Annotated in this window: 15 protein-coding genes and 1 pseudogene; 9 read left to right on the top strand and 7 right to left on the bottom strand. The window is 62.9% G+C overall.

What is annotated here, in order from left to right; genetic code table 11:
- The first annotated feature begins 49 nt into the window (after nucleotides 1-49).
- On the top strand, nucleotides 50-1,012 hold the full coding sequence (locus PVZ78_RS09155; protein WP_028683200.1) for a LysR substrate-binding domain-containing protein: 963 nt from the start codon (nucleotides 50-52) through the stop codon (nucleotides 1,010-1,012).
- A gap of 10 nt (nucleotides 1,013-1,022) precedes the next feature.
- Here PVZ78_RS09155 and PVZ78_RS09150 read toward each other — a convergent pair whose 3' ends face one another.
- A complete protein-coding gene (locus PVZ78_RS09150; protein ID WP_016703870.1) occupies nucleotides 1,023-1,946 on the bottom strand; it encodes a LysR family transcriptional regulator in 924 nt (307 codons plus the stop codon).
- A gap of 147 nt (nucleotides 1,947-2,093) precedes the next feature.
- Here PVZ78_RS09150 and PVZ78_RS09145 point away from each other — a divergent pair, with 147 nt between their 5' ends.
- The 4 genes from PVZ78_RS09145 to PVZ78_RS09130 all read left to right on the top strand — a co-directional run bounded on the left by PVZ78_RS09145 (nucleotide 2,094) and on the right by PVZ78_RS09130 (nucleotide 5,638).
- Nucleotides 2,094-2,525, top strand: a complete 432-nt coding sequence (locus PVZ78_RS09145; RefSeq protein WP_009050378.1) for a PACE efflux transporter — start codon at nucleotides 2,094-2,096, stop codon at nucleotides 2,523-2,525.
- An 83-nt stretch (nucleotides 2,526-2,608) separates the two neighbouring features.
- Nucleotides 2,609-3,238 (top strand): glutathione S-transferase family protein, encoded by a 630-nt coding sequence (locus PVZ78_RS09140; protein WP_273828588.1) that lies wholly within the window; start codon nucleotides 2,609-2,611, stop codon nucleotides 3,236-3,238.
- 289 nt (nucleotides 3,239-3,527) lie between these two features.
- Complete coding sequence (locus tag PVZ78_RS09135) at nucleotides 3,528-4,949, top strand: MFS transporter (RefSeq protein WP_273828587.1); 1,422 nt, start codon at nucleotides 3,528-3,530, stop codon at nucleotides 4,947-4,949.
- Between the two features lie 179 nt (nucleotides 4,950-5,128).
- Nucleotides 5,129-5,638 (top strand): hypothetical protein, encoded by a 510-nt coding sequence (locus PVZ78_RS09130; RefSeq protein WP_009050381.1) that lies wholly within the window; start codon nucleotides 5,129-5,131, stop codon nucleotides 5,636-5,638.
- Nucleotides 5,639-5,705: 67 nt separating this feature from the next.
- Here PVZ78_RS09130 and PVZ78_RS09125 read toward each other — a convergent pair whose 3' ends face one another.
- Nucleotides 5,706-6,578, bottom strand: a complete 873-nt coding sequence (locus PVZ78_RS09125; protein ID WP_273828586.1) for a LysR family transcriptional regulator — start codon at nucleotides 6,576-6,578, stop codon at nucleotides 5,706-5,708.
- A 96-nt stretch (nucleotides 6,579-6,674) separates the two neighbouring features.
- Between PVZ78_RS09125 and gstA the strand changes: the two genes are divergently transcribed.
- Entirely contained in the window at nucleotides 6,675-7,277 is a 603-nt protein-coding gene (gene gstA / locus PVZ78_RS09120; protein WP_009050383.1) for a glutathione transferase GstA, read from the top strand.
- 111 nt (nucleotides 7,278-7,388) lie between these two features.
- Here gstA and PVZ78_RS09115 read toward each other — a convergent pair.
- Nucleotides 7,389-7,496 (bottom strand): annotated as a pseudogene (locus PVZ78_RS09115) (fatty acid desaturase); the annotation flags it as partial.
- A 365-nt stretch (nucleotides 7,497-7,861) separates the two neighbouring features.
- Here PVZ78_RS09115 and PVZ78_RS09110 point away from each other — a divergent pair.
- Both PVZ78_RS09110 and PVZ78_RS09105 read left to right on the top strand, forming a co-directional pair.
- The gene (locus PVZ78_RS09110; protein ID WP_273828585.1) at nucleotides 7,862-8,299 is read left to right on the top strand and encodes a GNAT family N-acetyltransferase; all 438 of its coding nucleotides are present in this window, start codon (nucleotides 7,862-7,864) and stop codon (nucleotides 8,297-8,299) included.
- Between the two features lie 60 nt (nucleotides 8,300-8,359).
- Entirely contained in the window at nucleotides 8,360-9,178 is an 819-nt protein-coding gene (locus PVZ78_RS09105) for a class I SAM-dependent methyltransferase (RefSeq protein ID WP_273828584.1), read from the top strand.
- A gap of 43 nt (nucleotides 9,179-9,221) precedes the next feature.
- Here PVZ78_RS09105 and def read toward each other — a convergent pair whose 3' ends face one another.
- From def to PVZ78_RS09090, 3 genes are all read right to left on the bottom strand, one after another.
- The gene (def, locus tag PVZ78_RS09100) at nucleotides 9,222-9,761 is read right to left on the bottom strand and encodes a peptide deformylase (RefSeq protein WP_025805831.1); all 540 of its coding nucleotides are present in this window, start codon (nucleotides 9,759-9,761) and stop codon (nucleotides 9,222-9,224) included.
- 2 nt (nucleotides 9,762-9,763) lie between these two features.
- Entirely contained in the window at nucleotides 9,764-10,711 is a 948-nt protein-coding gene (locus tag PVZ78_RS09095) for a YihY/virulence factor BrkB family protein (protein ID WP_053280564.1), read from the bottom strand.
- Between the two features lie 172 nt (nucleotides 10,712-10,883).
- On the bottom strand, nucleotides 10,884-11,075 hold the full coding sequence (locus tag PVZ78_RS09090) for a CsbD family protein (RefSeq protein WP_063432752.1): 192 nt from the start codon (nucleotides 11,073-11,075) through the stop codon (nucleotides 10,884-10,886).
- Between the two features lie 211 nt (nucleotides 11,076-11,286).
- On the opposite strand from PVZ78_RS09090, the gene PVZ78_RS09085 reads away from it, so the two are divergent.
- Nucleotides 11,287-11,664: a hypothetical protein gene (locus PVZ78_RS09085; protein WP_025805832.1), complete on the top strand. Its 378-nt coding sequence runs from the start codon at nucleotides 11,287-11,289 to the stop codon at nucleotides 11,662-11,664.
- Between the two features lie 68 nt (nucleotides 11,665-11,732).
- Here the strand turns inward: PVZ78_RS09085 and fadD1 are convergent, their stop codons facing one another.
- The gene (fadD1, locus tag PVZ78_RS09080; protein ID WP_053280566.1) at nucleotides 11,733-13,421 is read right to left on the bottom strand and encodes a long-chain-fatty-acid--CoA ligase FadD1; all 1,689 of its coding nucleotides are present in this window, start codon (nucleotides 13,419-13,421) and stop codon (nucleotides 11,733-11,735) included.
- Nucleotides 13,422-13,554: the final 133 nt, after the last annotated feature.

Below are 13,554 nucleotides of genomic sequence, written 5' to 3'. Positions count from 1 at the left end.
ATAGAATCCGGCCCATACTTTATGAGCACGAACCCTCACAGAGCGAACGATGAAAACTGACATTTTCGGTGATAAAAAATCACAGACAATCAATCGCCGCCTGCCGCCCCTGAGCGCCCTGCGCTGTTTCGAGGCCGCCGCTCGCCTGGAGAGCTTCACCCGCGCCGGCGAAGCCCTGCACCTGACCCACGGCGCCATCAGCCGTGCCGTGCGCGCCCTGGAAGAAGACCTCGGCACGCGGTTGTTCGAGCGTCGCAGCCACCGGGTATTTCTCACCGAGGCCGGCCGCGAATTGCTGCACAGCGTGGAGCATGCCTTCGACCTGATCGACGCCGCCGCACGCAAACTGCGAACGCCGGACAAGGCCGCGACCCTGGTGCTGTCCTGCGAACCGACCCTGCTGATGCGCTGGCTGATTCCCCGGATCCCGGCATTCTTCGCCGCTCATCCGGATATCCCCCTGCAACTGGTGGCCGGCGGCGGGCCCTTCGCTTTTGCTCAAGGCATCGACCTGGCAATCCGCCGCAACGACTTTCCCTGGCCGCCGCACACCCATGCGCAGTGGCTGTTCGATGAAGCCATCGGCCCGGTATGCCGCCCGGAACAGGCCGCCCACTGGGCACGCAATGCAGCAGGCACGGCCCAGTTATCGAGCACTGCGCCGCGCCTGCACAGTGCGACCCGGGCGCAGGCCTGGGAGCAATGGTTGACCCTCAAGGGAATGGAACAGGCGCCGGGCAAGGAGCAGGTCTTCGAGCATTTCTACTTCAGCCTGCAAGCAGCAGTCGCCGGGTTGGGACTGGCGATCGCGCCCTGGCAGTTGGTGCGCGACGACCTGGAGTCGGGCCTGCTGGTCGCGCCTTTCGGCTTTATCGCCGACGGCAGCGCTTACTACCTGTTGTCACCCGAGGCGATCGAACCCAACTCAGCCGTCGCCCGCTTGCTCGAATGGCTGCGCCACCAGGCGCTGCCGGGCAGCGAGCCGCACGACGCCACCCGCCCAGGCACATGAGCGGAAGCTCCTACAGCCTCATCTCTGCATGAGCCTCCGAGGTCAGTGCCGGATCCTGCCCACCCAACAACTGCACAAACGCCTGAGCGGCCTTTTGCAGCGGCTGGTTCTTCAGCCAGACCGCGTGCACCGGCAGCAGCAGGCCGTTGTCGATGTTCTTGAAGGTCAGGCGCTTGAGCCTTCCGGCCTTGAGCAAGGGGGCGATCACCGACTGTGGGAAGTTGCCCCAGCCGATACCGGACTCGACCATGTCCAGGGCCATGGCCAGGCTGTCGGTACGCCAGTAAGACTCGGCGATCAGCGGCCGGGTGTCGCGGATCGGCAGGTCGCGGCTGGCGACCACCACCTGGCGGACGTTGACCAGCTCTTCCAGATAGAGGGTGGCGTCCGGCGCCTCGGGTAACGGATGGCGCGCGGAAATGCAGGCGATCATCCGTTCGCTGCCGACGTACTGGAAATACTCCAGCACGTTCAGGCTGAGCCCGGCGAAAGCCACGCCGACCGCGATCCGGCCAGTGTGCAGCAGCTGCAATACATCGTCCTGGGGCGCACTCAGCACCTCGATGTCGAGCAACGGATGGCGCTCGGCGATCAGCTTGATCGCCGCCAGCACCCGGGACTTGTCGATGTCCTCGACCACGCCGATGGACAGCCGGCTTTCCAACCCCAGGGACAGCTCCACCGCATGCACCTGCAAGTGCTTGAGCTGCTCGGCGATCAGCCGCGCGTGGGGCGCCAGGGCGTTGGCCATGGCGGTGGGCACCGGCTCGCGATGGCTGCGATCGAACAAGGGATAACCCAGCTCCGCCTCGAGGTTGGCGATACCCATGCTCACCGCCGACGGCACCTTGCCCAGGGCCCGCGCCGCCGCGGAAAACGAACCGCGCTCAAGCACGGCGAGAAACAACTGGATGCTGTCGCTGGAGAAATTCATGGGGACGCCTGTCTAGGATGCCGATCTATCAGAAAACCTGAAAGCTTCTGACTTTTTCTGTCAGGCATATTGAAGCTATCTTGCGCCGCATTCGCCAGCCATTCCTGCAAAAGGAGCGGCCCGGGCCAACGAACGCGGAGGAAAAGCATGCAAGGCATCAAGCGCAAACTGGTTTACGTGTCACTGTTCGAGGTGTTCGGCATGACTTTCTCGGCCCTGGGCCTGGCCTTGCTGTCCGGCACCTCGCCGAGCAGCACCGGTCCGCTGGCGGTGGTGATCACCAGCATCGCGGTGACCTGGAACTTCATCTACACCAGCCTGTTCGAGCGCTGGGAAAGCCGCCAGGTCTCGCGGACCCGCACGGTCAAGCGGCGGATCGCCCACGCCGTGGGTTTCCAGCTGACGTTGATCCTGTTCCTGATTCCGTTGATCGCCTGGTGGATGCACATCAGCCTGGTGCAGGCCTTCCTGCTGGACCTGGCGCTGATCCTGTTCATTCCTTGCTACACCTTCGTCTTCAACTGGCTGTTCGACCGGGTCTTCGGCCTGCCGGCGTCGGCGCTGCCGGACCCGGCCTGAGCATCCCGGCGCAAATCGGCATCGCCGAGAGTCGGCGACGCTGTTAGATTTCCAGGGCCCTCCACCCGCCAAGGAAAGCTCCCATGGGAACCCTGAGAATTCTCGGTAAAGCCTCGTCGATCAACGTCAGAAAAGTGCTGTGGACCTGCGAGGAATTGGGTCTGCCCTACGAACGCGAGGATTGGGGCAGCGGCTTCCAGTCGACCCACACGCCGGAGTTTCTCAAGCTCAACCCCAACGCCCAGGTGCCGGTGCTGATCGATGACGCAGGCGCGCTCTGGGAATCCAACAGCATCTGCCGTTACCTGACCAGCAAGGTCGCCGGGCAACGACTGCTGCCCGGCGAGCCCCGGGCCCGGGCGCTGGTGGAGCAATGGATGGACTGGCAGGCCACGGAACTCAACCCCGCGTGGAGTTACGCCTTCGTCGCCCTGGTCCGGCAGAACCCGGACTTTCAGGACCCGCAGCGGATCGCCGCCGGCATTCGCGGCTGGAACGCCAAGATGGCCCTGCTCGAACAGCAACTGGCGAGCACCGGGGCCTATGTGCTCGGCGAGCAGTTCAGCCTGGCCGATATCGTCCTCGGGCTGTCGGTGCATCGCTGGATGATGACGCCCATGGAGCGCCCCGACTTCCCCGCCGTCGCCGCCTACTACCAACGCCTCAGCGAGCGTCCGGCCTTCCTGCTGCATGGACGCAATGGCATTCCCTGAATCGTCTTTTTCTTCTGTAGGAGCGAGGCTTGCCCGCGATAAGGCCGTCCCAGACACCACCCAACTCGATCCCTGAACCGGTGTTGCGATTACGGACGCTTTCGCGGGCAAGCCTCGCTCCTACAGACGCTGGATGCCGCTTTGACTGATGCTGCGGCACAAACCGCCAAGATGTAACGAAATACGACAATAAATCACTGTGAAGCCCACCTTCCAGGCCGGCATTCACAATCATTGATTTCCGTTAGCCAGCTAAGATTCCTCTTCACCGAAGCCTGGAATCCCGCCCATGTCGTCCCTCGCCCCCACTGTCGCTACCGATGGCCTCGACCCGCTCCGCGCCGCCGATATCTCCGCCCGCATCGATCGCCTGCCCGCCGTCGCCACGGTCTGGCGCCTGGTGGCGCTGCTGTCCATTGGCGGTTTCTTCGAGCTGTATGACTTGTTCCAGACCGCCTATATCAGCCCCGGCCTGATCCGCGACGGGATCTTCGCCACCGGCAGCCAGGGCGTGTTCGGTTTCTCCGACCAGGCGGCCTTCGCCTCGGCGACCTTTCTCGGCCTGTTCCTCGGCGCCAGCCTGCTGAGCCCGATCGCCGACCGCTTCGGGCGCCGGGCGATCTTCACCTTCGCCCTGATCTGGTACACCGTGGCCACGGTGCTGATGGGCGTGCAGACCACGGCCCTGGGGATCATCGGCATGCGCTTTCTGGTGGGTATCGGCCTGGGCATCGAGCTGGTGACCATCGACGCCTACCTCTCTGAACTGGTGCCCAAGCACATGCGCAGTTCGGCCTTCGCCTTTGCCTTTTTCGTGCAGTTTCTTTCGGTGCCGGCGGTGGCGCTGATGTCCTGGTGGCTGGTGCCGCAAGACCCGTTCGGCATCGCCGGCTGGCGCTGGGTGGTGCTGGCCAGCGCGGTGTTCGCGCTGTTTATCTGGTGGTTGCGTTCACGCCTGCCGGAGTCGCCGCGCTGGCTGGCCCAGCATGGGCGCTTCGCCGAGGCCGAGCGGATCATGGACGGCATCGAGGCACGCTGCGCCAAGGACCATGGCAAGCCGCTGGACACCCCGCAGCCCGAGGCCCTCGGCGTCCAGGGTTCGGGGCGCTTCGCCGATATCTGGCAACCGCCCTATCGGCGCCGGGCGCTGATGCTGATCGTGTTCCATGTGTTCCAGGCCATCGGCTTCTTCGGTTTCGGCAACTGGCTGCCGGCGCTGCTCTCGGGCCAGGGCGTGAGCGTCACCCACAGCCTGATGTACGCCTTCATCATCACCCTCGCCTATCCACTGGGGCCGCTGCTGTTCGTTAAGTTCGCCAACCGCTTCGAGAACAAGTGGCAGATCGTCGGCTCGGCCCTTGGCGCCATGACCTTCGGCACCCTGTTCGCCTGGCAGAGCACGGCCCTGGGGCTGATCGTCTGCGGGGTGATGATCACCTTCTGCAACGCCTGGCTGAGCTTCAGTTACCACTCCTATCAAAGCGAGTTGTTCCCCACCAATATCCGCGCCCGGGCGGTAGGTTTCTGCTATTCGTTCAGCCGCCTGTCGACGGTGTTCAGCAGCCTGTTGATCGGCTTTTTCCTAGACCGCTTCGGTACGCCCGGGGTCCTGACGTTCATCGTCAGCAGCATGCTGATCGTGATGTTCACCATCGGCCGTTTCGGCCCGCGTACCCGCAACCTGGCCCTGGAGAATATCGCCCACCGTTGACCGGTCGCCGCTGGCCGCAAGCGGCAAGGCTTGTCCGCCGCGTGCCGCCAGCCTTGCCGGGCAACCGGCGCAGAGCCCCAATGCAGAGCCCTGTTCCAGGGCCCTGCAGAGCGCTCCAGCACGGCGGCATGCAACTTGCTGCTCAGCCTGCGATAGCCCTTACACACAGGTACCCAATCATGTTGGTCAGTGCCCAGAAAACCTCGGCGATCCAGCCCACCCAGCGGTCCGACATGGACCCGAGCACCGCGGCCGCCAGCGCGCTGTACAGCGGTTTGATGCAGAACGTGCAGAACGCGGCAAGCTTCCAGACATCCCAGGCCGTGCAGCAGGCCAGCAACACGGTCAACGACAATGTCGCGGCGGCCTTCGCCAAGACCCGCGTGCTGCTCCAGGCCACCCCGCCGACCGCCAGCACCGCGCAGGCCAATAGCGCGACCCAGAGCTCGGCCCTGGACGAGTTCAAGGACTACATGAGCAAGTCCCCCGAGCAGCGTATGCGCGACCGCATCCTCGAGGAGATGGGCATTACCGAGGAAGACCTGAAAAACATGCCGCCGGAGAAACAGCAGGCGGTGGCTCAGGAAATTGCCCAGCGGGTCCAGGACAAGCTGAAGCTGGCGCAAGTCGAGAAGGACGCCAGCGGCGTCGATAAGCAAGTCACCGACAAGTTCCTCGCGGCGCTTTAAAAACGGTCAGTCGAAACAGGGTTCCCCACGGGAGCCCTTTTTCATGGGCCGGCTTGAGCGGCTGCGCTCAGCCCTGGGCCAGCATGTCGAGCAAGGCCCGCAGCGCCGGCGACGGCTCGCTACCCTCGGCCAGCACCAGGGCAAAGGTGCGCGGGATCGGCACGTCCAACGGCAGTACGCACAACCCGTGGCGTTGCTCCGGCAAGGTCATCTGCGGCACCAGCGTCACCCCCACCTGCTCGCGAACCAGGGTAAAGGCGCTGCTCCACTCCCGCACCTCGACCCGCACATCCGCCAGCTCCAGGCCGGCATCCGCCGCCAGGCTGCGGGCATTCACCGAACAGCCGCCGGTGGCCAGTACGAAGGGTTGGCCCACCAGTTCCTGCAAGGTCACCCCCTGCTCCTGAGCGCGGCGCGCCAGGGCATGCCCAGCCGGCAGCACCGCCACCCAGGCATCGCGCCCCAGCAGGCCGACGCTGCGCTCGGGCGCAGGATTGAGCAGCACCCCGACATCGATCAATCGCGCTTCGAGCAAGGCCTCGACCTCGTCGTCGCTGACCTCCAGCGCCACCACCTGGATACCCGGATACAACTGCTTGAAGCGCCGCAGCAGCGGCGGCAGGAAAGTCGTCAGCACCATGGGGAAACTCGCCAGGCGAATGGTGCCGCGCTGGATGTCCCGGCAGGCGTCCGCGGTGTCGCGGATGTTCTGCAACGCCGCGAGCATCAGCCGCGCCTGTTCGACCACCTGCTCACCGACGGCGGTGGGCAGGGTCTGGCGGTTCTCCCGGGTGAACATCTGCACGCCCAGGTTGTCTTCGAGCAGCGCCAGGGCCTGGCTGGCGCCGGACTGGGTCATGCCGACTCGCTCGGCGGCGCGGGTGATGTTGCCGGTATCCGCCACGGCCACCAGCATGCGCCAGTGCATCAGGTTCATCATGGCAGTAGCTGTCCTTATGGGAGTCTTATGAAAGATTAATTTTACTGAGAACAGCGCGGACTATGACACTGATCTCCCCCCTTTGGAGAGCCCTCGATGAACCTGTATTTCTCGCCCAACGCCTGCTCGCTGGCCCCGCATATCGTGCTGCGCGAACTGGCCCTGCCGTTCAACCTGGTGCGGGTCGACAACCGCAACAAGACCACGGCCGACGGCGCCGACTTCCTGGCGATCAATCCCAAGGGGTATGTGGCGGCGCTGGAACTGGAGGACGGCCAGGTGCTGACCGAAGGACCGGCGATCCTGCAATACCTGGCCGACCTCAAGCCGCAAGCAGGCCTGGCGCCGGCCAATGGCAGCTGGCAACGGGTACGGCTGCAGGAGATGCTCAACTTCGTCTCCAGCGAGATCCACGGCAGCCTCGGCTGGCTGTTCAACCCCGAGTTTCCCGAAGCGACCCAGGCGCTGATCCGGCAAAAACTGTTCAAGCGCCTGGCGTTGCTGGACCGCACGCTGCAGCAGCACAGCTACCTGCTGGGCGAAGCCTTCGGCATCGCCGACGCCTACCTGTTCACCGTGCTGCGCTGGACCGCCGGCTTTGCCATCGACCTGGAACAGTGGCCGGCGCTGGCCCGCTTCCAGGCACGCATCGCCCAGCGCGAAGCGGTGCAAGCGGCGCTGGCGGCCGAAGCGGCGTAAGGATCGAAGCAGAGATGCCGCAGCAACCTCTGCCTTATCCCGCTCGCAGCAATCCCGATAGGATCGCGACGAGTAAAAACAGGATGGTCCTGGCAAATCTTGATGCTCCCGGTGCAGGTTGAGAGGCAACAGCCAGGTGGGCCATTCGGTGCGGGCGGTGAAGGTCTGGCGCAGGGTGTCGATTTGTTCGCGATGCAGCGGATCGAAGTAATGGGCCATGGCGCTACTCAGGACAGGGGCTGGCCGAAGGGCGAACCTTCGGCGTCTTGCTGTTCTGTGCAACGAGAAGGGGAAACTTGCAGATCGATGGGTTATTTACTTAGAAGCAAAAACCAGGAAGCCCGCGGGGCGGGCTTCCTGGGAGGGTCAATGACCGAAAATATTGTGTTCGGTCTTCTTGGCTTTCTTGTCCGCACGCTTTTCATCGGCGGTCCGGCTGGGTTTTTTCTTCGCCGTCTTTTTGGCATTCATACCTTTGGACATGATGCACACTCCACTCGCAGGGGATCGTTCATCAGGTATACACCTATCCCGAGCGCTCCGTACTTTTATAATCCACCGCCCCGGCCCACCTGCGAAATCCCATGCCCGACACCGAATACCTGCTGCTTGCCGACACCCTGCGACCGCTGCTGAACAAGTTCTATCGCGCCCACAATTCGCCGATGCGCGCCGCCGGCGAAGGGCAATCCTGGGTGGCGAAACACGGAGCGATCATTGCCGGGCTGAGCCTCACGCCCATAGCTCAGGGCCACTGGCTGACCGGGCTGTTCGTCGACCCGGCCCATCGCGGCCAGGGCATTGCCGCAATGCTGGTCGAACGGGCACGCGCGCAGCTGCCGGGGCCGCTGTGGCTGTTCTGTCACCCGGACCTGCAAGCCCTGTACGAACGCATGGGCTTTGCCACGGCCCCCGCCCTGCCTCAGGCCCTGGCGGATCGCCTGGAGCGTTATCGCAGGAGCAAGAGCCTGATCGCCATGGGCATAGATCCTTTGGTTAGGTCGACCAGCGATAATGTGTGATCGCGGGCCCTGGAGCGCGTGCTAGCCTCGGCGGCAAATCGGCCTCTATCAGGATGATCCATGAAACCGACGCTTCTGGCTGTCTCCCTCAGTGCCCTGCTGCTACCCGTATTCACCCATGCCGCCGACGCCGCGGTCTCGCCCCAGCAATACGCCAAGGTCCTGGCCGGCGACTGGCGAGCACCGCAGAACAGTGCCCGCGACCGTTACCGCCATCCGCAGCAGACCCTGCAGTTCTTCGGCCTCAAGGCCGACCAGAAGCTGATCGAGATCACTCCCGGTGGCGGATGGTACAGCGAGATCCTCGCGCCGTTGCTCAAGGACCACGGGCAGTACATCGCCGCCCTCCAGGCCCCGTCCAGCGGCGAGTATTTCCAGAAATCGGCGGACAGCCTGAAGCAGAAATTCAGCGCCGATCCCGCCCACTACGCCAAGGCCAAGTTCGTCGAGTTCGACCCCAAGGCACCGGTGCTCGGCCAGGCCGGTTCGGCGGACACAGTGCTGACCTTTCGCAACGTGCATAACTGGGTGCTGGCCGACACCGCGCCGGCGATGTTCCAAGCCTTCTTCAAGGTGCTGAAACCGGGGGGCGTGCTGGGCGTGGTGGATCATCGCGCCAAGGACGGCGCATCCCTGGAAGACATCAAGCACAGCGGCTACCTGACCACCGCCTATGTGGTGAAGCTGGCGACGGATGCCGGGTTTGTGCTGGACGGGCAAAGCGAGATCAACGCCAACCCGCAAGACACCAAGGACTACACGCAAGGCGTCTGGACCTTGCCGCCGGCGCTCAAGCTGGGGGACGTGGACAAGGCGAAATACCTGGCGATCGGCGAGTCGGACCGGATGACGCTGCGCTTCGTCAAGCCGGCGAAATAACCGCGCGGATCGCAACCTGCGGGCAGGCCGCGATCCTCATCCTTCAATCGTCGGCGTGGGGATCGAGGTCGGGGAACATCACCTCGGTAAAACCGAACTTGCTGAAGTCGCTGATCCGCGACGGATACAGGCGGCCGATCAGGTGGTCGCATTCGTGCTGCACTACCCGCGCATGGAAACCCGAGGCCAGCCGCACGATCGGCTCGCCCTTGGGATCGACGCCTTCGTAGCGAATGTGCTGATAACGCTCGACCGCGCCACGCAGCCCCGGCACCGACAGGCAGCCTTCCCAGCCCTCTTCCAGCACCGGGCTCAAGGGGGTGATCAGCGGGTTGATCAGGATAGTCTGCGGCACGGCCTCGGCTTGCGGGTACCGCTCGCTGTGCTCGAAACCGAAGATCACCAGTTGCAGGTCGACGCCGATCTGCGGCGCGGCCAGGCCGACCCCGCCGACGCTTTCCATGGTCTGGAACATGTCATCGATCAGTTGCCACAGCTCGGGGCTGTCGAACATCTCGGGCGGCACCGGTGGCGCGATGCGCAGCAGGCGCTCGTCGCCCATTTTGAGGATTTCACGGATCATGATCAGACTTCGTCAGTGGTCGGCTTGAGCGAGTGGTCCCGGCCCAGTCCCGATACGTGTTGTTTGGGTTCGTCGTGCTCGCCGGGAACCCTTTCTCCAGGGTTCTTGCCGTCGGACGACATGTGCTCGATCGCCGCATTCATCTCAGCCCCCAGCAACAGCACCGCCGAGGAAATATAGAAGTACAGCAGCAGGACGATGATCGCTCCGATACTGCCATACATGGCGTTGTAGTTGGCAAAGGTCTTCACGTAGAACGCGAAACCCAACGAGGCGATGATCCACACCACCACCGCCAGCACCGAGCCCGGGGTGATGAAGCGGAACTCCTGCTTCACATCGGGCATCACGTAGTAGATCAGCGCCACGGCGACCATCATCAGGATCACGATCACCGGCCAGCGCAGGATGGTCCAGACGGTGACGATGAAGTCTTCCAGGCCGACCTGCGCGGCGATCCAGCCCATCACCTGCGGCCCGAGCACCATCAAGGCCGCGGCCGCCAGGAGCATGCCGGCGATGCCGATGGTGTAGATAATCGACAGCGGAAAACGTTTCCACAACGGGCGCTTTTCCACCACGTCATACGCGGCGTTCATCGCGCTCATCATCAGCCGCACGCCGGCCGAGGCGGTATACAGGGCAATCACGATACCCACCGACAGCAGGCCGCCCTTGGACTGCTGCAACTGGTCGATCACCGGGTTGACCTGCTCCAGCGCCTGGGGCGGCAACACCAGTTCCGATTGCAGGCGCAACCAGGAGAAGAAGTCCGGCAGGTGCAGGAAACCGATCAAGGCGATCAGGAACAGAATGAAGGGGAACAACGAAAACAGCATCTGATAGGCCAGTGCCGAGGCATAGGTCGACATTTCGTCGTCGATGAACTCAGTGACCGTGCGCACCAGCACACGATGCAGGGGCAGGCCTTTCAAATTCGGCAAAAACATAGCGTCTCCTTTCGCCGCAAGCATTCAGGGTCGGTGGCGACTCAAGGGCCGTTTTCTACAACAAACTAGCCTAGTTTGGCGACTTTGAACCCTTTCGTCTCATTTGGTGCCGTGACCGCCATGAAAACGGCCATCCGCGGATGGCCGTCGTGTTGCAGCGCGAGCCGCTGGATCAGGCCTTGTCGATGGTCTTTTTCACCGCGTCCTTGGCCTTGCCGACCGCTTGCTGAGCTTCGCCTTTCTTTTCCTGAATCTTGCCTTCGGTTTGCAACCGGGTGTTGTCGGTGGCCTTGCCGACAGCCTGCTTGATATTGCCAATGGCCTCGTTGGCCAGGCCTTTTGCCTTGTCCGTTGTGCTGCCCATGGTAGTTCTCCGTAGAACGATCGAGGGTTGGGGATCCTGCCCTGAGGTTGACCCGAGGCCGTCGCGCGGAGTTTCAAATATTTTCAGCGGGGCATTTCATCGCCTTATTTGCCCGCCGCACGCAGGTTGCACTTTATGTTTGGCGGCCAACCCACGAGAATGCGCAACCTATTCAGGCGCTGCGCTGAAGATCAAATCCCGTAGGAATGTTATGAAACTCGATAAAAAGCTGGCCATCGCCCGCCGGAACCAGGAACTGGGCGGTGCGGTGCTGGGCGTCAACAACTGCCACTTCGCGGAACTGAGCCGCAGCCGGAATATCTGGTGGTTCGATCTGCCGGTCAGCCGCCTGGCCATCGGTCAGTACGAATGGGTCCACCTGCTGCTGCACACCCCGAGCACCGACCAGTTGCTGCACTTGAAAGTGCCGACTGTGTTCCTGCGGGAAAAACTCGAGGGCCTGGTGGTACGCAACGCCGGCAAGCGCAAGGCGGCCCTGAGCCTGGAACTGAGTGCCGACAAGGACTCCTTCCTCAAGGACGTGCGCCCCGCCGGCACCGGCGTGAACTTCGCGCAGTTCCAGCAGTAACCCGGCGGCGACATCAAGCGCCCAATAAAAAGCCCCGCATCTGCGGGGCTTTTTGTTTGCCTGGCGTTTTACTTCTTCACGCCCAGCTTCTTCAGCTCTTCGTCGCGCAGTTCGCGACGCAGGATCTTGCCGACGTTGGTGGTCGGCAGCGCATCGCGGAACTCGACGGCCTTGGGCACCTTGTAGCCGGTGACGTTGGCGCGCATGTGCTCCATCACCTGCTCCTTGGTCAGGGTCACGCCCGGCTTGGCGACGATGAAGATCTTGATCGACTCGCCCGACTTCTCGTCCGGCACGCCGATGGCCGCGCACTGCAACACGCCCGGCAGGGCCGCCAGCACGTCTTCCAGCTCGTTCGGATAAACGTTGAAACCGGAGACCAGGATCATGTCTTTCTTGCGATCGACGATGCGGATATAGCCATTGGGCTGGATCAGCGCGATATCGCCGGTCTTCAGCCAGCCATCGCTCATCACCTCATCGGTGGCGTCCTGGCGCTGCCAGTAACCCTTCATGACCTGCGGGCCCTTGACGCAGAGCTCGCCGGTCTCGCCCAGCGGCAGTTCGACGCCGGCGTCGTCGACGATCCGGCACAGGGTCGAGGGTACCGGGATGCCGATGGTGCCGATCTGGATGTTCTGGATCGGGTTGACGGTGGCCACCGGGCTGGTTTCGGTCATGCCGTAACCTTCGCAGATCGGGCAACCGGTCACGTCTTTCCAACGTTCGGCCGCCGCCAGTTGCAGCGCCATGCCGCCGGACAGGGTGACTTTCAGCGCCGAGAAATCCAGCTTGCGGAAGGCTTCGTTGTTGCACAGGGCCACGAACAGGGTGTTGAGGCCGACGAAACCGCTGAACTTCCACTTCGACAGTTCCTTGACCATCGCCGGCAGGTCGCGCGGGTTGCTGATCAGGATGTTGTGGTTGCCGATCAGCATCATCGCCATGCAATGAAAGGTGAAGGCATAGATGTGGTACAGCGGCAGCGGGGTGATCAGGATCTCGCAACCTTCATTGAGGTTGGAGCCCATCAGCGCCTTGCACTGCAGCATGTTCGACACCAGGTTGCGATGGGTCAGCATCGCGCCCTTGGCCACGCCGGTGGTGCCGCCGGTGTATTGCAGCACGGCGACATCGCTGCTGGCCGGGCTGGCGTCCTTGACCGGCTGGCCATGGCCCTGGCTCAGCACGTCGTTGAACTTGACGGCCTTGGGCAGGTGATAGGCCGGCACCATCTTCTTCACGTACTTGATGACGCTGTTGATCAGCAGGCGCTTGAGCGGTGGCAGCAGGTCCGCCACTTCGGTGACGATCACATGCTTGACGCTGGTCTTGGGCACCACGGCTTCGGCCAGGTGCGCCATGTTGGCCAGGCAGACCAGGGCCTTGGCGCCGGAGTCGTTGAACTGGTGTTCCATTTCCCGCGCGGTGTACAGCGGGTTGGTGTTGACCACGATCAGGCCGGCGCGGATGGCGCCGAATACCGCGACCGGGTACTGCAGGACGTTGGGCAGTTGCACGGCGATTCGATCGCCGGGTTGCAAATCGGTATGCTGTTGCAGGTACGCGGCAAAAGCACCGGACAGTTCGTACAACTCACCGTAGGTGAGTGTCTTGCCGAGGTTGCTAAAGGCCGGTTTGTTGGCAAAACGTTGGCAGGACTGCTTCAACACCGCCTGAATATTCGGATACTCGTCTGGATTGATATCGGCAGCAATCCCAGCTGGGTACTTATCCTTCCAAAAGTCTTGGATCATGGAAGCCCACTCCTCAGCAACGCGAATTCGTCAGCGCACTTGATGCGATTATTATTTGTGTGTGTTTTTTATTGATGTCTATTGTTGGTGAGTCTGGCTGTCTATATAGGCCGAGAAGTCACAAAGCGCGCCG

The organism is Pseudomonas sp. SBT1-2 (assembly GCF_028640875.1).
Lineage (GTDB): Bacteria > Pseudomonadota > Gammaproteobacteria > Pseudomonadales > Pseudomonadaceae > Aquipseudomonas > Aquipseudomonas chlororaphis_I.
Note: the sequence above shows the minus strand (reverse complement) of the source record. Positions and strands in the feature narration are given on the sequence as shown.

Coding starts and splice junctions, on each gene's coding strand:
- PVZ78_RS09155 (WP_028683200.1), top strand. CDS start 50: ATGAAAACTGACATTTTCGGTGATAAAAAATCACAGACAATCAATCGC.
- PVZ78_RS09150 (WP_016703870.1), bottom strand. CDS start 1,946: ATGAATTTCTCCAGCGACAGCATCCAGTTGTTTCTCGCCGTGCTTGAG.
- PVZ78_RS09145 (WP_009050378.1), top strand. CDS start 2,094: ATGCAAGGCATCAAGCGCAAACTGGTTTACGTGTCACTGTTCGAGGTG.
- PVZ78_RS09140 (WP_273828588.1), top strand. CDS start 2,609: ATGGGAACCCTGAGAATTCTCGGTAAAGCCTCGTCGATCAACGTCAGA.
- PVZ78_RS09135 (WP_273828587.1), top strand. CDS start 3,528: ATGTCGTCCCTCGCCCCCACTGTCGCTACCGATGGCCTCGACCCGCTC.
- PVZ78_RS09130 (WP_009050381.1), top strand. CDS start 5,129: ATGTTGGTCAGTGCCCAGAAAACCTCGGCGATCCAGCCCACCCAGCGG.
- PVZ78_RS09125 (WP_273828586.1), bottom strand. CDS start 6,578: ATGATGAACCTGATGCACTGGCGCATGCTGGTGGCCGTGGCGGATACC.
- gstA (WP_009050383.1), top strand. CDS start 6,675: ATGAACCTGTATTTCTCGCCCAACGCCTGCTCGCTGGCCCCGCATATC.
- PVZ78_RS09110 (WP_273828585.1), top strand. CDS start 7,862: ATGCCCGACACCGAATACCTGCTGCTTGCCGACACCCTGCGACCGCTG.
- PVZ78_RS09105 (WP_273828584.1), top strand. CDS start 8,360: ATGAAACCGACGCTTCTGGCTGTCTCCCTCAGTGCCCTGCTGCTACCC.
- def (WP_025805831.1), bottom strand. CDS start 9,761: ATGATCCGTGAAATCCTCAAAATGGGCGACGAGCGCCTGCTGCGCATC.
- PVZ78_RS09095 (WP_053280564.1), bottom strand. CDS start 10,711: ATGTTTTTGCCGAATTTGAAAGGCCTGCCCCTGCATCGTGTGCTGGTG.
- PVZ78_RS09090 (WP_063432752.1), bottom strand. CDS start 11,075: ATGGGCAGCACAACGGACAAGGCAAAAGGCCTGGCCAACGAGGCCATT.
- PVZ78_RS09085 (WP_025805832.1), top strand. CDS start 11,287: ATGAAACTCGATAAAAAGCTGGCCATCGCCCGCCGGAACCAGGAACTG.
- fadD1 (WP_053280566.1), bottom strand. CDS start 13,421: ATGATCCAAGACTTTTGGAAGGATAAGTACCCAGCTGGGATTGCTGCC.